This window comes from Roseibium sp. 10G30-5, from assembly GCF_055809635.1.
This window is the reverse complement of sequence record NZ_CM147918.1, coordinates 754,641-772,325: the sequence shown is the minus strand read 5'-3', so window position 1 is coordinate 772,325 and position 17,685 is coordinate 754,641. Positions and strand designations below refer to the sequence as shown.

Below are 17,685 nucleotides of genomic sequence, written 5' to 3'. Positions count from 1 at the left end.
CGTTCAGACTTGGCTGCTTGCGCGGCCGTTTACTGCTTGGCCAGCGCCTGAAGGGCGTCATTCACGCCAGTCCAGGAAATGGGAATGTTGACCATCTGTCCACGTGCATTCACGAACAGGATCGCACCTTTTTTCTCGCGCCGCATGACTTTCAGGGTGCCGTTTGTCAGCACGCCTTCGGCAAAGCAGCCCCCGCCAATGCATCGGCTCCATTGCAGATCCAGCCCGCCGGCTTCATCCTTATCGGTTTTTCCGTTGCCGCTGAGATGAACCTTGCCGGGGATGGTAATGTTGGTCGGCAGAACAGCGGTCAGGCGCAGAGTTCGGTCCTTCGGCAGATGGCCGATGGCAAGACGAGCGATCGGCGAGGGTTGCCCCTTGATCTGGATGGTTTCGACGATTTCGCAGCTCTTGACGCGGTCCCCGTTCTTGCCATCGCTGGTTTTGCGAACAAGGTTGACGCAACGCAGAACCCAATTGCCATAGGTGGCAGTCGTTTCAGCAGGTTGATCTGTGCCAGGGCCAGACGGAGACGCGGCCTGCGCGGCAGGAACAGCCGCAAGGGCGAGACCGCCTGCAAGGCCAAGGCTGGCCAGAACCTGCTTTGGTGAAGAAAGTGAGTTGAACATTCAAAACTCCGTCAAGAACCATCTTTGCGCAGAACCATGTCGGCCCCGCCTGCCAGATGCAAGACCTGTCTGGTAAAAGACACGAGTTCTTGGCCCGCATCCTCGTTCGGTGCAGGGTGGGCAGGGGTTCACAAATGAGTGGAGGATTTGGTGGTGCCGGCAGCAGGATTCGAACCCGCGACCCCCTGATTACAAATCAGGTGCTCTACCAGCTGAGCTATACCGGCAACACGATGGCCTTCTAGCAGACCTGATCTGGAATTGCATGCGCATTTGTCGGGAAGAAGCGAAAAACTTGGGGGGACTGGAAAAACTGACGTTTATCTGCGGAAAATAGTACAATTTCAGGTGTGGATAAGGTCCAATCTGAAGGAGTGTATAGGGAATACACGAACGCCGGACAGGTGGCTGCCCGGCGTTCGCAGGAAACTGGTTTGAGTGGACCCGAATTCAGTCCCACGTCATCTTGCTGCGGGCGATATAAAGGGACAGCACCGCTGCATTGGATACGTTGAGTGAGCGGATCTCTCCCGGCATGTCGAGGCGTGCCTGATGGTTGCAGGCCTGGCGTACACCCTGCCGCACACCTTTGCCTTCACTTCCAAGAACCAGCAGCGTCTTGTCGGCAAAGGGCATTTCTTCGAGCGAGGCTTCACCGTCGCTGTCGAGAGCGAAGCCCTGAAAGCCTTCCTCGACCATTTCGGCCACGAAGCGCGCCATGTTCTTCACCCGTACATGTTTGATCATGTCGAGCGCGCCAGACGCTGATTTCGCCAAAACGGAGCCTTCTTCCGGCGCATGTCTTTCGGTGGTGACGACAGCATCAGCCGCAAGCGCGACGGCAGAGCGCAAGATTGCACCGACGTTATGCGGGTCGGTGACCTGATCCAGCGCCAGAACCAGACGCGCACCGCTCAGGTGTTCAACTCCGTAAGCGGGCAGGGGGTCTGCTTCAAGGATCATGCCCTGGTGCACTGCGTCCCGGCCCACCATATGGTCGAGATTGCGCGGCATGACACGTTCAACAGGCACATCAATGGTGACACCGCGCTCGACAAGCCGGTTTTGCGCGTTCTCTGTCGCATAAAGCTTCAGGCGCTTGCGGTCAGGATTGTTGAAGGCTGCTTCCACAGTGTGCAGGCCGTAAAGCAGGACCGGCCCTTCCGGCGGCAATCCAGGACGTTTGGGGCCGGGCTTGCCGAAAGGCGGCTTCTTGTTCCCGCGGTACGGGCGCGGGCGGCCCTTGGTGTCTGATGTATCTGGCATGGCGCTTCCATAATATCTGTACAAGATCCGCGCAATCGGAAACTCTTGCAGGATGTCGGACGGTTGGTGCGGCGTCTGGAGACGTGCCGTCAATCATCCGTGCAGGGTGGCAGTCTACCGAATACCATGGGCTGTCGCATATATGGGGGGGGGGGCGGTTGGACGGATAGAGCATTGCATCAGAGATGCGTGGGCAGGCACTTGGGTTTCAATCTGACTTCGCTATTGCTCATGTGGAAAATGATGCTCTGGGCTGTATCTGGATCGCGTCAGCTTGTTGAAAACCGTTGCATCTGGGCAGTTTTCGGCAGAATTCCAACGTTTTCAACGGTTCTGCATGACGCTCTAAGTGGCCGAAATTTTTGAAAAAAGGCGCTTTCGGCATGTGGTTTGCGACGTTTCCCAAGTTTTTTGATAGTCGTTTCCAAAACGGCGTTGACACTGAGCAGCCGGATCTGCATAACACGCCGCAACGGGGTTGCTCGTCCCTTTCGGACGGGCTCTTCGGTCGGCCATCCAGGCTGCTTCATTGCGAAGCTGGACAAGAGATGGAGGAGTGCCCGAGTGGCTAAAGGGGGCGGACTGTAAATCCGCTGGCTATGCCTACGTTGGTTCGAATCCAACCTCCTCCACCATTCTTGCCGACTTGGTTTTTGTAGCGCGGGTGTAGCTCAATGGTAGAGCAACAGCCTTCCAAGCTGATGACGAGGGTTCGATTCCCTTCACCCGCTCCAGTTTGGACGTTGATCGGAGTGACCGGCGAAGAAGGCGACTTCCACCCGGAATAAATCCTGCGAATATTATAATACGGGAAGCAATTCGTCGGCTGCGGGTTGACCACGGCGCCGGAGAGCGTCCTGTCTCGAGCCTTTATCGACTGAACCGCGTATTGGATAGAGAGCGACGCGATGGCGAAGGAAAAATTTGAGCGTACGAAGCCCCACGTCAACATTGGCACGATTGGCCATGTTGACCACGGCAAGACGACTCTGACTGCTGCAATCACCATGACATTGGCTGAAACCGGCGGTGCAACGGCTAAGGCCTATGCAGACATCGACGGTGCGCCTGAAGAGCGCGCTCGTGGGATCACGATCTCCACGGCACACGTTGAGTATGAGACGGAAAACCGTCACTACGCTCACGTTGATTGCCCGGGCCATGCCGATTATGTGAAGAACATGATCACGGGTGCTGCTCAGATGGATGGTGGCATTCTTGTTGTGTCGTCCGCTGATGGCCCCATGCCGCAGACCCGTGAGCACATCCTGCTCGCTCGTCAGGTTGGCGTACCGGCCCTCGTGGTATTCATGAACAAGGTTGACCAGGTCGACGACGAAGAGCTTCTCGAGCTCGTCGAAATGGAAATCCGTGAGCTTCTGTCTTCCTACGAATTCCCGGGCGACGACATTCCGATCGTCAAGGGTTCGGCACTGGCAGCAGTTGAGAACCGTGATGCGGCAATTGGCCGTGACGCGATCCGCGAACTGATGGCAGCCGTTGACGACTACATCCCGACGCCAGAGCGTCCGGTTGATCAGCCGTTCCTGATGCCGATCGAAGACGTCTTCTCGATCTCCGGCCGTGGTACGGTTGTGACGGGTCGTGTTGAGCGTGGGATCGTCAAGGTCGGTGAAGAAGTCGAAATCGTGGGCATCAAGGACACGACGAAGACGACTGTCACGGGCGTTGAAATGTTCCGCAAGCTGCTGGACAGCGGCAAGGCTGGTGACAACATCGGTGCTCTGATCCGTGGTGTTGCGCGTGAAGCTGTTGAGCGTGGCCAGATCCTTTGTAAGCCGGGTTCAGTTACCCCGCATACGAAGTTCAAGGCTGAGGCTTACATCCTCACCAAGGAAGAAGGTGGCCGTCATACGCCGTTCTTCACCAACTACCGCCCGCAGTTCTACTTCCGGACAACGGATGTGACGGGTGTTGTGTCCTTGCCGGAAGGCACGGAAATGGTGATGCCGGGCGATAACGTATCGGTTGAAGTGGAACTCATCGTTCCGATCGCCATGGAAGAAGGCCTCCGCTTCGCTATCCGCGAAGGTGGTCGTACCGTCGGCGCGGGCGTCGTGGCTTCCATCATCGCGTAAGCACTTGATTTCGAGACTGCCGGACGGTATGCCCGTTCGGCAGTCTCAATCAGCCGATAATATCGGTTGTTTCAGGAGCTAAGGTCGGTGACCTGATTTTTGAAGGGGTATAGCTCAGTTGGTAGAGCGACGGTCTCCAAAACCGTAGGTCGCGGGTTCGAACCCTGCTGCCCCTGCCACTTTTGCTCTTGATTCTCGGCTGCCGAGAGCTTAAATAGTCCATCTCGGGCGAGGCGCGTGGATTTTCCGCGCGCCCTCTCGTATGTAAAGAGACCGGAAACGGAATGGCGAAGACCAAAACGAAGACGAATCCCTTTATTTTCTTGCAGCAAGTGCGCTCAGAAGTCTCAAAAGTCGTCTGGCCGACACGTCGCGAAACCGCCATTACGACCGCTATGGTCTTTCTGATGGTTCTGATTGCCTCGATTTTCTTCATGGTCGCTGACCAGTTGATGGGCTGGGGTATCGGTTATCTTCTTACGCTCGGCGGCTGAACAGCCTGCATCGCTGCGTTGATATTGACCCAAGAAAATAGAAGCGGATCAGAGGATTATGGCCAAGCGCTGGTATATCGTACACGCCTACTCGAACTTTGAAAAAAAGGTGGCTGAGTCCATCCGGGAAAAGGCGGACCAGAAAGGCTTGGGAGATCTTTTCGAGGAAATCCTGGTGCCGATGGAAAAGGTTGTGGAAGTGCGACGCGGCCGCAAGGTTGAAGCAGAGCGCAAGTTCTTCCCCGGCTATGTTCTGGTCAAGATGGACATGACCAACGAGGCATTCCACCTCATCAAGGATACGCCGCGCGTGACAGGCTTCCTCGGTCAGGATCAAAAGCCGATGCCGATCCCTGAGCGGGAAGCCATGCAAATCCTTCATCAGGTTGAAGAAGGCGTGGATCGGCCCAAGCCGTCCGTCAGCTTCGAAGTTGGTGAGCAGGTTCGTGTTTCCGACGGACCGTTCGCATCCTTCTCCGGCCTTGTCGAAGAAGTCGATCACGAACGCGCCCGTCTCAAGGTTGCAGTTTCGATCTTCGGGCGCGCAACGCCCGTCGAACTGGAATACGCTCAGGTCGACAAGATCTGAGTGGGATCATCGTCTGGTCTTTGACCGGGAGATGAAAGACTGCCCTGCCTTTTTCAGGGAAGGGTGACAGAGGGTGGGAGCAGGTTGATGCCATCGCCGGTAGCAACTGCGGACCACCAACTCTCGTTCCTCGAACTGCGGTTCGGGGGTGTTCAAATTGGAGAGAACAATGGCGAAAAAGATTGCAGGTTACCTGAAGTTGCAGGTACCGGCCGCGTCGGCAACCCCGTCGCCCCCGATTGGTCCGGCTCTTGGTCAGCGCGGTCTGAACATCATGGAATTCTGTAAGGCGTTCAACGCCCAGACTCAGGATGTTGAGAAGGGCGCTCCGTGCCCGACCATCATTACTTACTTCTCTGACAAGTCTTTCACGTTCGAAGTGAAGACTGCTCCTGTTTCGTTCTTCCTCAAGAAGGCTGCGAACATCAAGAGCGGTTCCAAGACCCACAGGTCGTGGCATTGTCGCATCCGTCAGCAAGGCTCAGGTGCGTGAAATCGCCGAAGCCAAGATGAAGGATCTGAACGCCAACGATATCGACGCAGCAATGCTGATGGTTGAAGGTTCCGCCCGTTCGATGGGCCTCGAGGTTACGGAGTAAGGGCATGTCCAAAGTAGGAAAGCGCACACGCGCCGCCCGTGAGGGCATCGACAGCAACAAGCTTTATGCACTCAGCGAAGCCATCGAGATGATCAAGTCTCGCGGCACGGCCAAGTTTGACGAGACCGTTGAACTGGCGATCAACTTGGGTGTTGATCCGCGTCATGCCGACCAGATGGTTCGCGGTGTTTGCGTGTTGCCGAACGGTACGGGCAAAAACGTCAAGGTTGCTGTTTTTGCACGTGGTGACAAGGCTGAAGAAGCCAAGGCTGCTGGTGCGGACATCGTTGGTGCTGAAGATCTGGTCGAACAGGTTCAGAACGGCACGATCGACTTTGACCGTTGTATTGCAACGCCGGACATGATGCCGCTCGTCGGTCGCCTTGGTAAGGTGCTTGGCCCGCGCGGCCTGATGCCGAACCCGAAGGTTGGTACGGTGACGCCGGATGTCAAGTCTGCTGTGAACGACGCCAAAGGCGGCGCTGTCCAGTTCCGCGTTGAAAAGGCCGGTATCGTTCATGCGGGCGTTGGCAAGGTTTCCTTTACGGGAGATGCCATCGTTCAGAACATCAAGGCTTTGATTGACGCCATCCAGAAGGCTCGTCCGACTGGTGCAAAGGGGTCTTACCTTCGTCGTATCGCTGTTTCATCTACGATGGGGCACTGGCGTGAAGGTTGACCTGGCGACAATTGCAGAATAATAAAGCGATTCTGTTTCCGATCATCTTTTGATCGGTTTCGATCCGGCGGTTCGCTGCCGGATCACCCTGTCCGAGACTGCAGGTGCCGGGTAACCGGTTTAAGTCGCAGGACCTGTGCCATTTCGATGGTGCGTTTTGCGGGCCCGCATAGATGGGTGAGAGCTGGATTTCCCTTGCTTCGGCAAGGTGAGAAAAGGTTCGAACCATGCCTTGCCGCGCGACTGAGCGCGAGTAAGGGGACAGGACCCCTGAGCGTCGTTCGCACGTTCCCGGGTTCGGGAACCTGAGCGCGAGCGGCAAAGGCAAACCGGTGGCGGCAACGCCACCAAATGGAGAAGGCAAGTGGAAAGAGCGGAAAAGCACGAGTTCGTGACCACTCTCAACGACGAACTGGCACAGACCGGCGTCGTCGTGGTTGCGCACTATGCAGGTCTCTCGGTTGCACAGATGACGGCGCTTCGTTCGTCGGTCGGTGACGCTGGTGGAACTGTCAAGGTGGCGAAGAACCGTCTTGTGAAACTTGCCCTTCAAGGCACTGAGCTGGAACACATCTCCGACCTGTTTACCGGTCCGACCCTGATCGCCTATTCGGCTGATCCGGTTGCGGCACCGAAAGCGGTTGCAGACTTTGCCAAGGCTAACGAGAAGCTCGTTATCCTCGGTGGTGCTCTCGGCTCGACGAACCTGAACCCTGATGGGGTCAAATCTCTTGCAACAATGCCGTCTTTGGACGAGCTGCGTGGCAAGCTGGTTGGCCTTGTACAGGCACCGGCCACCAAGGTCGTTCGGGTCGTCAATGCACCGGCCGGGCAGCTTGCCCGTGTGTTCGGCGCATACGCCAAGAAGGACGAGGCCGCATAAGGCGCCCACATACATACACTGTCTCAAAACCAATATTGGTTCGAACTTAAGGTACTATAGAAATGGCTGATCTCGAAAAGCTCGTTGAAGACCTGTCGGCACTGACCGTCATGGAAGCTGCTGAACTGTCCAAGCTTCTGGAAGAAAAGTGGGGCGTTTCTGCTGCTGCTCCTGTTGCAGTTGCTGCTGCTGCTGGTGGCGATGCAGGTGCTGCTGCTGAAGAAAAGACCGAGTTTGATGTTGTTCTGACCGCCGCTGGCGACAAGAAGATCAACGTCATCAAGGAAGTCCGCGCCATCACTGGCCTGGGTCTGAAGGAAGCCAAGGAACTCGTCGAAGGCGCACCGAAGACCGTCAAGGACGGCGTTTCCAAGGACGAAGCAGAAGAGCTGAAGAAGAAGCTCGAAGAAGCTGGTGCTTCGGTCGAGCTGAAGTAAGTATACTGGGTTTTTTGAACCCTGCGCGATCCCGGATACGTCCGGGGTCGCATTTGGCCCCGGCGGGTTTTCCCGTTTCCGGGGTTTAAGTCCCACTGGGGGGACGGTTTTCCGAAGCGCCCGGGTCAGTGACCCGATTGGAAAAGGGGCGTTTCGGCCAGCCGTTACCCGACCGCAACGAGGAGCGACAATGACCCAAACGTTCAACGGTCGCAAAAAGGTCCGTAAGGTTTACGGATCTATTCGCGATGTCGCGGCCATGCCCAACCTTATCGAAGTGCAGAAAGCCTCCTATGACCAGTTTCTGCAGGTCGACGAGATGCCGGGCGGAGGTCGTCGGAACGATGGCCTTGAGGCCGTGTTCCAGTCCGTTTTTCCGATTTCCGATTTCGCCGGTACGTCCATGCTCGAATTCGTGTCTTACGAATTCGAACAGCCGAAGTACGATGTCGAGGAGTGCCGTCAGCGCGACATCACCTTCGCCGCGCCGCTGAAGGTCACCCTGCGTCTGATCGTGTTTGATGTCGATGAAGATACGGGCGCCAAGTCGGTCAAGGACATCAAGGAACAAGACGTCTATATGGGCGACATGCCCTTCATGACGGAAAATGGTACCTTCGTCGTCAATGGCACCGAGCGCGTGATCGTCTCGCAGATGCACCGTTCGCCTGGTGTGTTCTTCGATCACGACAAAGGCAAGACCCATTCGTCCGGCAAGCTGCTGTTTGCTGCGCGTGTGATTCCGTATCGTGGCTCCTGGCTGGACATCGAGTTCGACGCCAAGGACATCGTTTTTGCCCGTATCGACCGTCGCCGCAAGATCCCGGCAACATCGCTGCTGATGGCACTCGGCCTCGACAAGGAAGAAATTCTCAATACCTTCTACAACCGTATTGATTACAAGCGTGACGCCGATGGCTCCATGGCGCGTTCCGTTTGACGGCGCTCGCCTGAAAGGCACCAAGGCACCGTATGATCTGGTTGATGCTGATAGTGGTGAAGTTGTTGTTGAGGGCGGCAAGAAGATCACCGCCCGCACCATTCGTCAGTTGACCGAAAAGGGTGTTTCGGCGCTCAAGGTGGGTGAAGAAGAGCTGCACACGCAGTATCTGGCCGAAGATATTGTCGATGGCACAAGCGGTGAAGTCTTCGCCGAAGCCGGCGACGAAATCAGCGGCAAGCTTCTGGAAGATCTGATCGAACGGGGTGAGCACGAACTGCCGATCCTCGATATCGATCACATTAATACCGGTGCTTACATCCGCAACACGCTGGCTGCGGACAAGAACGAAACGCGCGAAGAAGCGCTGTTCGATATTTATCGTGTCATGCGTCCGGGCGAGCCGCCCACCATCGACACCGCCGAAGCTATGTTCCAGTCGTTGTTCTTCGACGAAGAGCGCTACGATCTTTCGGCTGTTGGCCGCGTGAAGATGAACATGCGCCTTGATCTGGAATGTCCGGATACGGTTCGCGTTCTGCGCAAGGAAGACATCCTTGAAGTGGTGAAGATCCTCGTCAAGCTGCGCGACGGCAAGGGCGAGATCGATGACATTGATAACCTTGGAAACCGTCGTGTTCGCTCTGTTGGCGAATTGATGGAAAACCAGTATCGCGTCGGCCTGCTGCGTATGGAACGTGCAATCCGCGAGCGTATGAGCTCTGTGGAAATCGACACGGTCATGCCGCAGGATCTGATCAACGCCAAGCCGGCTGCTGCTGCTGTTCGTGAATTCTTCGGCTCTTCGCAGTTGTCGCAGTTCATGGATCAGAACAACCCGCTGTCGGAAGTCACCCACAAGCGTCGTCTTTCGGCTCTTGGGCACAGGTGGTCTGACGCGTGAACGTGCCGGCTTTGAAGTGCGCGACGTGCATCCGACCCACTACGGCCGTATCTGCCCGATTGAAACGCCGGAAGGCCCGAACATCGGTCTGATCAACTCACTTGCCACTTTTGCCCGTGTGAACAAGTACGGCTTCATCGAAAGCCCGTATCGCAAGGTCAAGGACGGTGTGGTGACGGAAGACGTCGTCTATCTGTCGGCCATGGAAGAAGCCAAGCACTATGTGGCTCAGTCCAACGCCAAGTATGATGATGAGGGTCGCTTTGTTGAAGAGCTGATCACCTGTCGTCACGCTGGTGAAAACGAGATGGTGCCGTCTGATCGTGTTGATCTGATGGACGTGTCTCCGCAGCAGATCGTGTCGGTGGCCGCAGCGCTTATTCCGTTCCTGGAAAACGATGACGCCAACCGCGCTCTGATGGGCTCGAACATGCAGCGTCAGGCTGTTCCGTTGGTTCGCTCCGAGGCTCCGTTCGTCGGAACCGGCATGGAAGCGATTGTTGCGCGCGATTCCGGTGCTGCTATCTCCGCCCGTCGTGGTGGTGTGGTCGACCAGGTCGATGCAACACGTATCGTTGTGCGTGCGACGGAAGAGCTCGACGGCGGCAAGTCCGGCGTGGACATCTACCGTTTGATGAAGTTCCAGCGTTCCAACCAGAACACCTGCATCAACCAGCGTCCGCTGGTCAATGTTGGTGATGTGGTTCGCAAGGGCGAAATCATTGCGGATGGTCCGTCTACGGAAGTTGGTGATCTGGCTCTTGGCCGCAACGTGCTCGTCGCGTTCATGCCTTGGAATGGCTACAACTTCGAAGATTCGATCCTTCTGTCCGAACGTATTGTGTCCGACGACGTGTTCACGTCGATCCACCTTGAAGAATTTGAGGTGATGGCACGCGATACGAAGCTTGGACCGGAAGAAATCACGCGCGATATTCCTAATGTTTCCGAAGAGGCTCTGAAGAATCTCGACGAAGCCGGGATTGTCTATATCGGTGCCGAGATCAACCCGGGCGATATTCTCGTCGGCAAGATCACGCCGAAGGGCGAAAGCCCAATGACGCCGGAAGAAAAGCTTCTGCGCGCCATCTTCGGTGAAAAGGCATCTGACGTTCGCGACACCTCCCTGCGTCTGCCGCCGGGTGTTTCGGGAACCGTTGTCGAAGTTCGCGTTTTCAATCGTCATGGCGTTGAAAAAGACGAACGTGCGATGGCGATCGAGCGTGAAGAGATCGAGCGTCTTGCCAAGGACCGCGACGATGAGCAGGCCATTCTGGACCGCAACGTCTATGGTCGTCTTGCCGAGCTTCTGATGGGCATGGTCGCCATTGGTGGACCGAAGGGCTTCAAGAATGACACCGAACTTTCCGGTGACGTTCTGAATGAATACCCGCGCTCTCAGTGGTGGCAGTTTGCCGTTGGTGACGAAAAGCTGATGAGTGAAATCGAAGCTCTTCGGGCCCAGTACGACGAGAGCCGCAAGCGTCTTGAGCAGCGTTTCATCGACAAGGTCGAGAAATTGCAGCGTGGCGACGAGCTGCCCCCGGGCGTCATGAAGATGGTCAAGGTCTTTGTTGCCGTGAAGCGCAAGCTTCAGCCGGGCGACAAGATGGCCGGCCGTCACGGCAACAAGGGTGTTGTGTCGAAGATCAACCCTTGTGAAGACATGCCATTCCTGGAAGATGGCACGCATGTTGACATCTGCCTCAACCCGCTTGGTGTGCCGTCGCGCATGAACGTCGGTCAGATTCTTGAAACACACCTGGGCTGGGCTTGTGCCGGCATGGGCAAGAAGATCGGCGAACTGTACGACCAGTACCGCAAGACGGGTGAACTGGACGCACTGAAGGGCAAGGTCTTCGAGATCTACGGCGACAACGCCAAGGGCGATAACGTCAAGGATTTCGATGACGACAGCATTGTTCGCCTTGCAGGTCAGTTGAAGAAGGGCGTGCCGATTGCAACGCCGGTCTTTGATGGCGCGCATGGTGATGATGTGGCCGCAGCACTGAAAATGGCCGACTATAACCCAAGTGGTCAGTCGCAGCTGTTTGATGGGCGTACAGGTGAAGCCTTTGACCGTCAGGTGACGGTGGGCTACATTTATATGCTTAAGCTGCACCATCTGGTGGATGAAAAGATCCATGCTCGTTCGATCGGGCCTTACTCGCTGGTTACCCAGCAGCCACTTGGTGGTAAGGCACAGTTCGGCGGACAGCGCTTCGGCGAGATGGAGGTCTGGGCTCTGGAGGCATATGGTGCCGCCTATACCCTTCAGGAAATGCTCACGGTCAAGTCGGATGACGTTGCCGGCCGTACAAAGGTCTATGAGGCCATTGTGCGCGGGGACGACACCTTCGAGGCTGGCATTCCAGAGAGCTTCAACGTTCTTGTGAAGGAAATGCGCTCGCTTGGTCTGAACGTTGAGCTTCAGCGCACAGACGAAAATCTGATCGAGGAAGAGCCGGCCGCGGATGCAGCTGAATAAGCCCGCGACCTTCAACCAGACCGAAGTTGGACTTGAAGTGCCGGTTGGGGGAGTGGCGTTGACCCACGCTCTCCCCGGCCGTGCATCTAAGGAGATTGTCCATGAATCATGAGGTCATGAACCTGTTTAATCAACAGGGCACCACCCAGACCTTTGACAATATCCGGATCTCCCTTGCGAGCCCGGAAAAAATCATGTCCTGGTCGTTTGGCGAAATCAAAAAGCCGGAAACGATCAACTATCGTACGTTCAAGCCGGAACGCGATGGTCTCTTCTGCGCACGTATTTTTGGGCCGATCAAGGACTACGAATGTCTTTGCGGCAAGTACAAGCGCATGAAGTACAAGGGCGTCATCTGTGAAAAGTGTGGCGTTGAAGTGACCCTGAGCCGCGTTCGTCGCGAGCGCATGGGACACATTGAACTTGCTGCGCCGGTTGCGCATATCTGGTTCCTGAAGTCTTTGCCGAGCCGCATTGGTTTGCTGCTCGACATGACGCTGAAGGATCTGGAGCGCGTTCTGTATTTCGAGAACTATCTGGTTCTTGAGCACTGGTCTGACACCGCTCAAGCAGCATCAGCTGCTGTCGGAAGAAGACTATGTGGCTGCACAGGATGAGTACGGTGAAGATGCCTTCACCGCGATGATCGGTGCGGAAGCCATCCGTGATGTTCTGATGAGCCTCGATCTTGAGCGTGAGAGCGAGAAGCTGCGTCAGGAAATCGCGGAAGCGACGACTGAACTCAAGCCGAAGAAGCTTGCCAAGCGCCTGAAGGTCATCGAAGCCTTCATGGAATCGGGCAACCGCCCCGAGTGGATGATCATGACGGTCATTCCGGTCATTCCGCCGGACCTGCGTCCGTTGGTGCCGCTGGATGGTGGTCGTTTCGCGACGTCGGATCTGAACGATCTGTATCGCCGCGTGATCAACCGTAACAACCGCCTGAAGCGTCTGATCGAGCTGCGTGCGCCGGATATCATTATCCGTAACGAAAAGCGCATGTTGCAGGAATCTGTTGATGCGTTGTTCGACAATGGTCGCCGTGGTCGTGTCATTACTGGTGCCAACCGTCGTCCGCTGAAGTCGCTGTCCGACATGCTCAAGGGCAAGCAGGGCCGCTTCCGTCAGAACCTTCTCGGCAAGCGCGTTGATTATTCCGGTCGTTCGGTGATTACCGTTGGTCCGAGCCTGAAGCTGCACCAGTGTGGTCTGCCGAAGAAGATGGCGCTTGAGCTGTTCAAGCCGTTCATCTATTCGCGCCTCGACGCCAAGGGCTATTCGTCCACGGTGAAGCAGGCGAAGAAGCTGGTTGAAAAGGAACGTCCGGAAGTTTGGGATATCCTCGAAGAGGTTATCCGAGAGCATCCGATCCTGCTCAACCGTGCGCCGACCCTGCACCGTCTTGGCATTCAGGCTTTCGAACCGACCCTGATTGAAGGCAAGGCTCTTCAGCTGCACCCGCTCGTCTGCTCGGCCTTCAACGCCGACTTCGATGGTGACCAGATGGCTGTTCACGTACCGCTCTCGCTGGAAGCCCAGCTTGAAGCACGTACGCTGATGATGTCGACGAACAACATTCTGCACCCGGCAAACGGTGGCCCGATCATCGTGCCGTCGCAGGATATCGTTCTGGGGCTCTATTATCTGTCGATCATGACGGACAATGAGCCGGGTGAAGGAATGGTCTTCGCGAGCATTGGTGAAATCGAGCATGCGCTGGCCAACAAGGTCATCACCATGCACACCAAGGTGCGCGGTCGCTACGACAACATCGACGAGAATGGCAATCACGTTTCGGAAATCTTCGAAACGACGCCTGTACCGTATGATGATCTCCCGTCTGCTGCCGAAGCACCATGAAGTTCCCTTCGAAGTCTGCAACAAGCTGATGACGAAGAAGGACATCTCCAAGATGATCGACACGGTCTACCGGGCCTGCGGTCAGAAAGAAACGGTCATGTTCTGTGACCGGATCATGGAGTTGGGCTTCACCAACGCGTGCCGCGCCGGTATTTCGTTCGGTATGGACGATATGCAGATTCCGGATAGCAAGGCCAAGCTGGTCGCTGATACGTCTGCCTTGGCGACGGAATACGAGCAGCAGTACAACGACGGTCTGATCACCCAGGGTGAGAAGTACAACAAGGTCGTTGATGCCTGGGCCAAGTGCACGGACAAGGTCGCCGATGAGATGATGGCCCGCATTAAGTCGGTCCAGATCGATGAAGAGACCGGACGTCAGAAGCCGATGAATGCGGTTTACATGATGTCGCACTCCGGTGCTCGTGGGTCGCCTCAGCAGATGAAGCAGCTGGCCGGGATGCGCGGTTTGATGGCAAAGCCTTCGGGCGAAATCATCGAAAACCCGATCATCTCGAACTTTAAGGAAGGCCTGTCCGTGCTCGAGTACTTCAACTCGACCCACGGTGCCCGTAAGGGTCTGGCTGATACAGCCTTGAAGACGGCGAACTCCGGTTACCTGACACGTCGTCTCGTGGACGTTGCCCAGGACTCGATCATTCTTGAGCCCGATTGCGGGTCCGTTCGCGGTATCACCGTTTCGCCGATTGTCGATTCGGGTAATGTCATCGCCACTCTGGGTATGCGTGTTCTTGGCCGTACGGTCGCAGAAGACGTTTACAACAACCAGACCGGTGAAGTGATCGTGCCGAAGGGGACACTCATCGACGAGAAGGATGTTGATCAGATTGAGGCCGCCAAGGTCCAGCAGATCAAGATCCGCTCGGTACTGACGTGTGAAACCGAAACGGGCGTTTGCGCGACCTGTTATGGCCGTGACCTTGCACGCGGCACGCCTGTGAACATGGGCGAAGCGGTTGGTGTCATTGCGGCTCAGTCGATCGGTGAACCGGGTACACAGCTCACCATGCGTACGTTCCACATTGGTGGTACGGCACAGGTGGTGGACAGCTCGTTCCTGGAGTCCAGCGTTGACGGTACCGTCAAGATGCGCAATCGCTCTGTTGCTCGCGACAGCGAAGGCAATCTTCTGGCGTCGGTGCGTAACATGTCGATCGTCGTGCTCGACAGCGATGGCAATGAGCGTGCGGTTCACCGCGTCGCTTATGGCTCCAAGCTGTTCGTGGACGAAGGCGACAAGGTGAAACGCGGTCAGCGTATCGCCGAGTGGGATCCGTACACCCGTCCGTTCCTTGCGGAAGTCGATGGTGTGGTTGACTTTGAAGATCTGGTCGATGGCCAGTCTGTTCAGGAAACCGCCGATGAGGCGACCGGGATCACCAAGCGTGTTGTCATTGACTGGCGTTCCAACCAGCGCAGTCAGGACCTGAAGCCTGCAATCGTCGTGAAAGACGAAAGCGGCGCGATTGCAAAGTCGGCTCGTGGCAATGATGCTCGCATCATGCTGTCGGTTGATGCGATCCTCTCGGTTCAGCACGGCGCTTCGGTCAAGGCTGGTGACGTTCTGGCGCGTATTCCTCTGGAAAGTGCCAAGACCAAGGACATCACCGGTGGTCTGCCACGTGTTGCGGAATTGTTCGAAGCACGTCGTCCGAAGGACCATGCGATCATCGCCGAACTTTCGGGGACGATCCGTTTCGGTCGCGACTACAAGAACAAGCGCCGCATCATTATCGAACCTGCGGAAGAGGGTCTGGAACCCGTCGAATACCTCATCCCCAAGGGCAAGCACTTCCACCTTCAGGAAGGCGATGCCATTGAAAAGGGTGAGTATGTTCTCGATGGTAATCCGGCACCGCATGACATTCTGGCCGTCAAGGGCGTGGAGGCACTCGCTGCCTATCTCGTCAATGAAATCCAGGAAGTCTATCGACTGCAGGGTGTGACGATCAACGACAAGCACATCGAGGTGATTGTTCGTCAGATGTTGCAGAAGGTGGAAGTCACGGACGCGGGTGAAACCGAGTTCTTCCCGGGCGAGCAGATCGACCGGATCGACTTTGAGTTGGCCAATGAAAAGGCCATCAACGATGCGAAAACACCTGCCAAGGCAAACCCGGTTCTGCTGGGGATCACCAAGGCAAGCCTGCAGACGCGTTCGTTCTTCTCCGCTGCCTCGTTCCAGGAAACCACGCGTATCCTGACCGATGCCGCTGTCAACGGTAAGGTCGACCCGCTGGTTGGTCTGAAGGAGAACGTGATCGTTGGTCGCTTGATCCCGGCTGGTACGGGTGGGGTGATGAAGCGCATCCGTCATATCGCCGCTCACCGCGACGAGTTGATTCAGGAAGCGCAGCGTCAGTACTCAAACGACAGCGCTGCAACCGATGGTCTTCTTGAAGATCTCTCGGGCGCTGCAGAGTAATCTGCGACGAAATGAAATTGGAAAGGCCGCCCTCGGGCGGCCTTTCTTGTATTTGGAGCTATGTAAGGGTACATGCTTCGCGTAAAGCCGTGTGCGCTGCGCTTGTTGGTGCACACGGTGGTTCTGTGAGACGGGAAGGGGCTACCTCTTCCAGATCTTGAACACACGCCCTTCAGGGAAGGAAGGCAGTTTGACCATGAATGATAATGACGACACGCTTGAGCCAACGGTTTACGTTTTGTTGGGCCGTGTGTGGAAGGAAGAGAGTGGCGGTCCTGGTGATGCGATTGCGATCCACGCCATCCTGAAGGCCGCCGACGACGATGACGCGGTGCGCAAGACGCTGGAAGCATTGTCCGAGCAAGGTTATGCGGAGGCTGAGCTGGATCAGATCGGCGTTCTTGACGATGAACCGGACGAAGATATCTATGAAAGTGCCTACCAGGATGCGTTGGATGGCAATGTTGCAATCGTCACGGTCTCGGGTGGCTGAGACTTTTGGAGATTCCCGAATCTTGGGCGCAGAATGTCCGGAAGTGATTCAGTTGATTAGGGAATGATTCACCTTTGGGCCCGTTGGTTGGATGGTGAAGAGTTGTAAACTTGCTTAAAACTCCTGAACCGCGTAATAAAATTATGTTTCAGGCGTTAAAATTCCGCAGAAATGCGCGAAGCACGCTGAAAATCCGCAAGATGAGAATTTTACGACAAAGCCCTTGACGTGAGGGGCATGTCTGAGTAGTTTCCGCCCATCCCGAAGGCAGGCGGTAAGGCTTGTAGTGTTCAAGCGCGACACGCGCAGAACCTTTCACCCTTAAACGCTGCCGGGTTCAAAATGGCGATAAGCGTCGATAGCATGACCGCGGAAACCCGTGGTCCTCTGATCCTGTGGCGCCTGCTGTGAGAATAAAATCTCGCGGTGGCGCGATTCTGCATGTGCAGTGTCTATGGGGTTGGGGCCTAGACAGTTTTTTGGATGGAAGAGGTAAAGGGCACAAATGCCGACCATCAACCAGCTTATCCGCAAGCCGCGGAAAGATCCGCCGAAGCGGAACAAGGTGCCGGCCATGGAGGCCTGCCCTCAGAAGCGTGGAGTTTGTACTCGCGTTTACACGACGACGCCGAAGAAGCCGAACTCGGCTCTGCGTAAGGTGGCTAAGATCCGCCTGACGAACGGCTTCGAGGTTATTGGTTACATCCCGGGTGAAGGTCACAACCTTCAGGAGCACTCGGTGGTGATGATCCGTGGCGGCCGCGTAAAGGATTTGCCGGGCGTTCGTTATCACATCATTCGTGGCGTGCTCGATACCCAGGGCGTTAAAGACCGTAAGCAACGCCGTTCGAAGTACGGCGCGAAGCGGCCGAAGTAAGG

9 protein-coding genes, 4 tRNA genes and 4 pseudogenes are annotated in these 17,685 nt (G+C 56.2%); 14 read left to right on the top strand and 3 right to left on the bottom strand.

Annotated features, from left to right (window positions below):
• Positions 1-29: 29 nt before the first annotated feature.
• From AC0L7U_RS04000 to AC0L7U_RS03990, 3 genes are all read right to left on the bottom strand, one after another.
• Positions 30-629, bottom strand: a complete 600-nt coding sequence (locus tag AC0L7U_RS04000) for an invasion associated locus B family protein (RefSeq protein ID WP_473693988.1) — start codon at positions 627-629, stop codon at positions 30-32.
• A gap of 151 nt (positions 630-780) precedes the next feature.
• Positions 781-856, bottom strand: a tRNA-Thr gene (locus AC0L7U_RS03995).
• Positions 857-1,079: 223 nt separating this feature from the next.
• The gene (locus AC0L7U_RS03990; protein WP_473693986.1) at positions 1,080-1,895 is read right to left on the bottom strand and encodes a TrmH family RNA methyltransferase; all 816 of its coding nucleotides are present in this window, start codon (positions 1,893-1,895) and stop codon (positions 1,080-1,082) included.
• Positions 1,896-2,445: 550 nt separating this feature from the next.
• Between AC0L7U_RS03990 and AC0L7U_RS03985 the strand changes: the two genes are divergently transcribed.
• From AC0L7U_RS03985 to rpsL, 14 genes and pseudogenes are all read left to right on the top strand, one after another.
• Positions 2,446-2,530, top strand: a tRNA-Tyr gene (locus AC0L7U_RS03985).
• Positions 2,531-2,555: 25 nt separating this feature from the next.
• Positions 2,556-2,629, top strand: a tRNA-Gly gene (locus tag AC0L7U_RS03980).
• A gap of 174 nt (positions 2,630-2,803) precedes the next feature.
• A complete protein-coding gene (gene tuf / locus AC0L7U_RS03975) occupies positions 2,804-3,994 on the top strand; it encodes an elongation factor Tu (RefSeq protein ID WP_473693984.1) in 1,191 nt (396 codons plus the stop codon).
• A gap of 103 nt (positions 3,995-4,097) precedes the next feature.
• A tRNA-Trp gene (locus tag AC0L7U_RS03970) sits at positions 4,098-4,173 on the top strand.
• Between the two features lie 105 nt (positions 4,174-4,278).
• Positions 4,279-4,488, top strand: coding sequence for a preprotein translocase subunit SecE (gene secE / locus AC0L7U_RS03965; protein ID WP_473693982.1), 210 nt, complete (start codon positions 4,279-4,281; stop codon positions 4,486-4,488).
• Between the two features lie 58 nt (positions 4,489-4,546).
• Positions 4,547-5,077 carry a transcription termination/antitermination protein NusG gene (nusG, locus tag AC0L7U_RS03960; RefSeq protein ID WP_473693980.1) on the top strand — a complete coding sequence of 177 codons (531 nt, stop codon included), beginning with the start codon at positions 4,547-4,549 and terminating at the stop codon, positions 5,075-5,077.
• Between the two features lie 169 nt (positions 5,078-5,246).
• A pseudogene (gene rplK, locus AC0L7U_RS03955) lies at positions 5,247-5,676 on the top strand (50S ribosomal protein L11).
• A 4-nt stretch (positions 5,677-5,680) separates the two neighbouring features.
• A pseudogene (gene rplA / locus AC0L7U_RS03950) lies at positions 5,681-6,377 on the top strand (50S ribosomal protein L1).
• 342 nt (positions 6,378-6,719) lie between these two features.
• On the top strand, positions 6,720-7,238 hold the full coding sequence (gene rplJ, locus AC0L7U_RS03945; protein ID WP_473693978.1) for a 50S ribosomal protein L10: 519 nt from the start codon (positions 6,720-6,722) through the stop codon (positions 7,236-7,238).
• Between the two features lie 62 nt (positions 7,239-7,300).
• A complete protein-coding gene (gene rplL / locus AC0L7U_RS03940) occupies positions 7,301-7,675 on the top strand; it encodes a 50S ribosomal protein L7/L12 (protein ID WP_473693976.1) in 375 nt (124 codons plus the stop codon).
• 190 nt (positions 7,676-7,865) lie between these two features.
• Positions 7,866-12,007 (top strand): annotated as a pseudogene (rpoB, locus tag AC0L7U_RS03935) (DNA-directed RNA polymerase subunit beta).
• A 101-nt stretch (positions 12,008-12,108) separates the two neighbouring features.
• A pseudogene (gene rpoC / locus AC0L7U_RS03930) lies at positions 12,109-16,313 on the top strand (DNA-directed RNA polymerase subunit beta').
• A gap of 196 nt (positions 16,314-16,509) precedes the next feature.
• Complete coding sequence (locus tag AC0L7U_RS03925) at positions 16,510-16,806, top strand: regulator (protein WP_473695645.1); 297 nt, start codon at positions 16,510-16,512, stop codon at positions 16,804-16,806.
• 505 nt (positions 16,807-17,311) lie between these two features.
• The gene (gene rpsL, locus AC0L7U_RS03920) at positions 17,312-17,683 is read left to right on the top strand and encodes a 30S ribosomal protein S12 (protein ID WP_006936459.1); all 372 of its coding nucleotides are present in this window, start codon (positions 17,312-17,314) and stop codon (positions 17,681-17,683) included.
• Positions 17,684-17,685 lie beyond the last annotated feature (2 nt).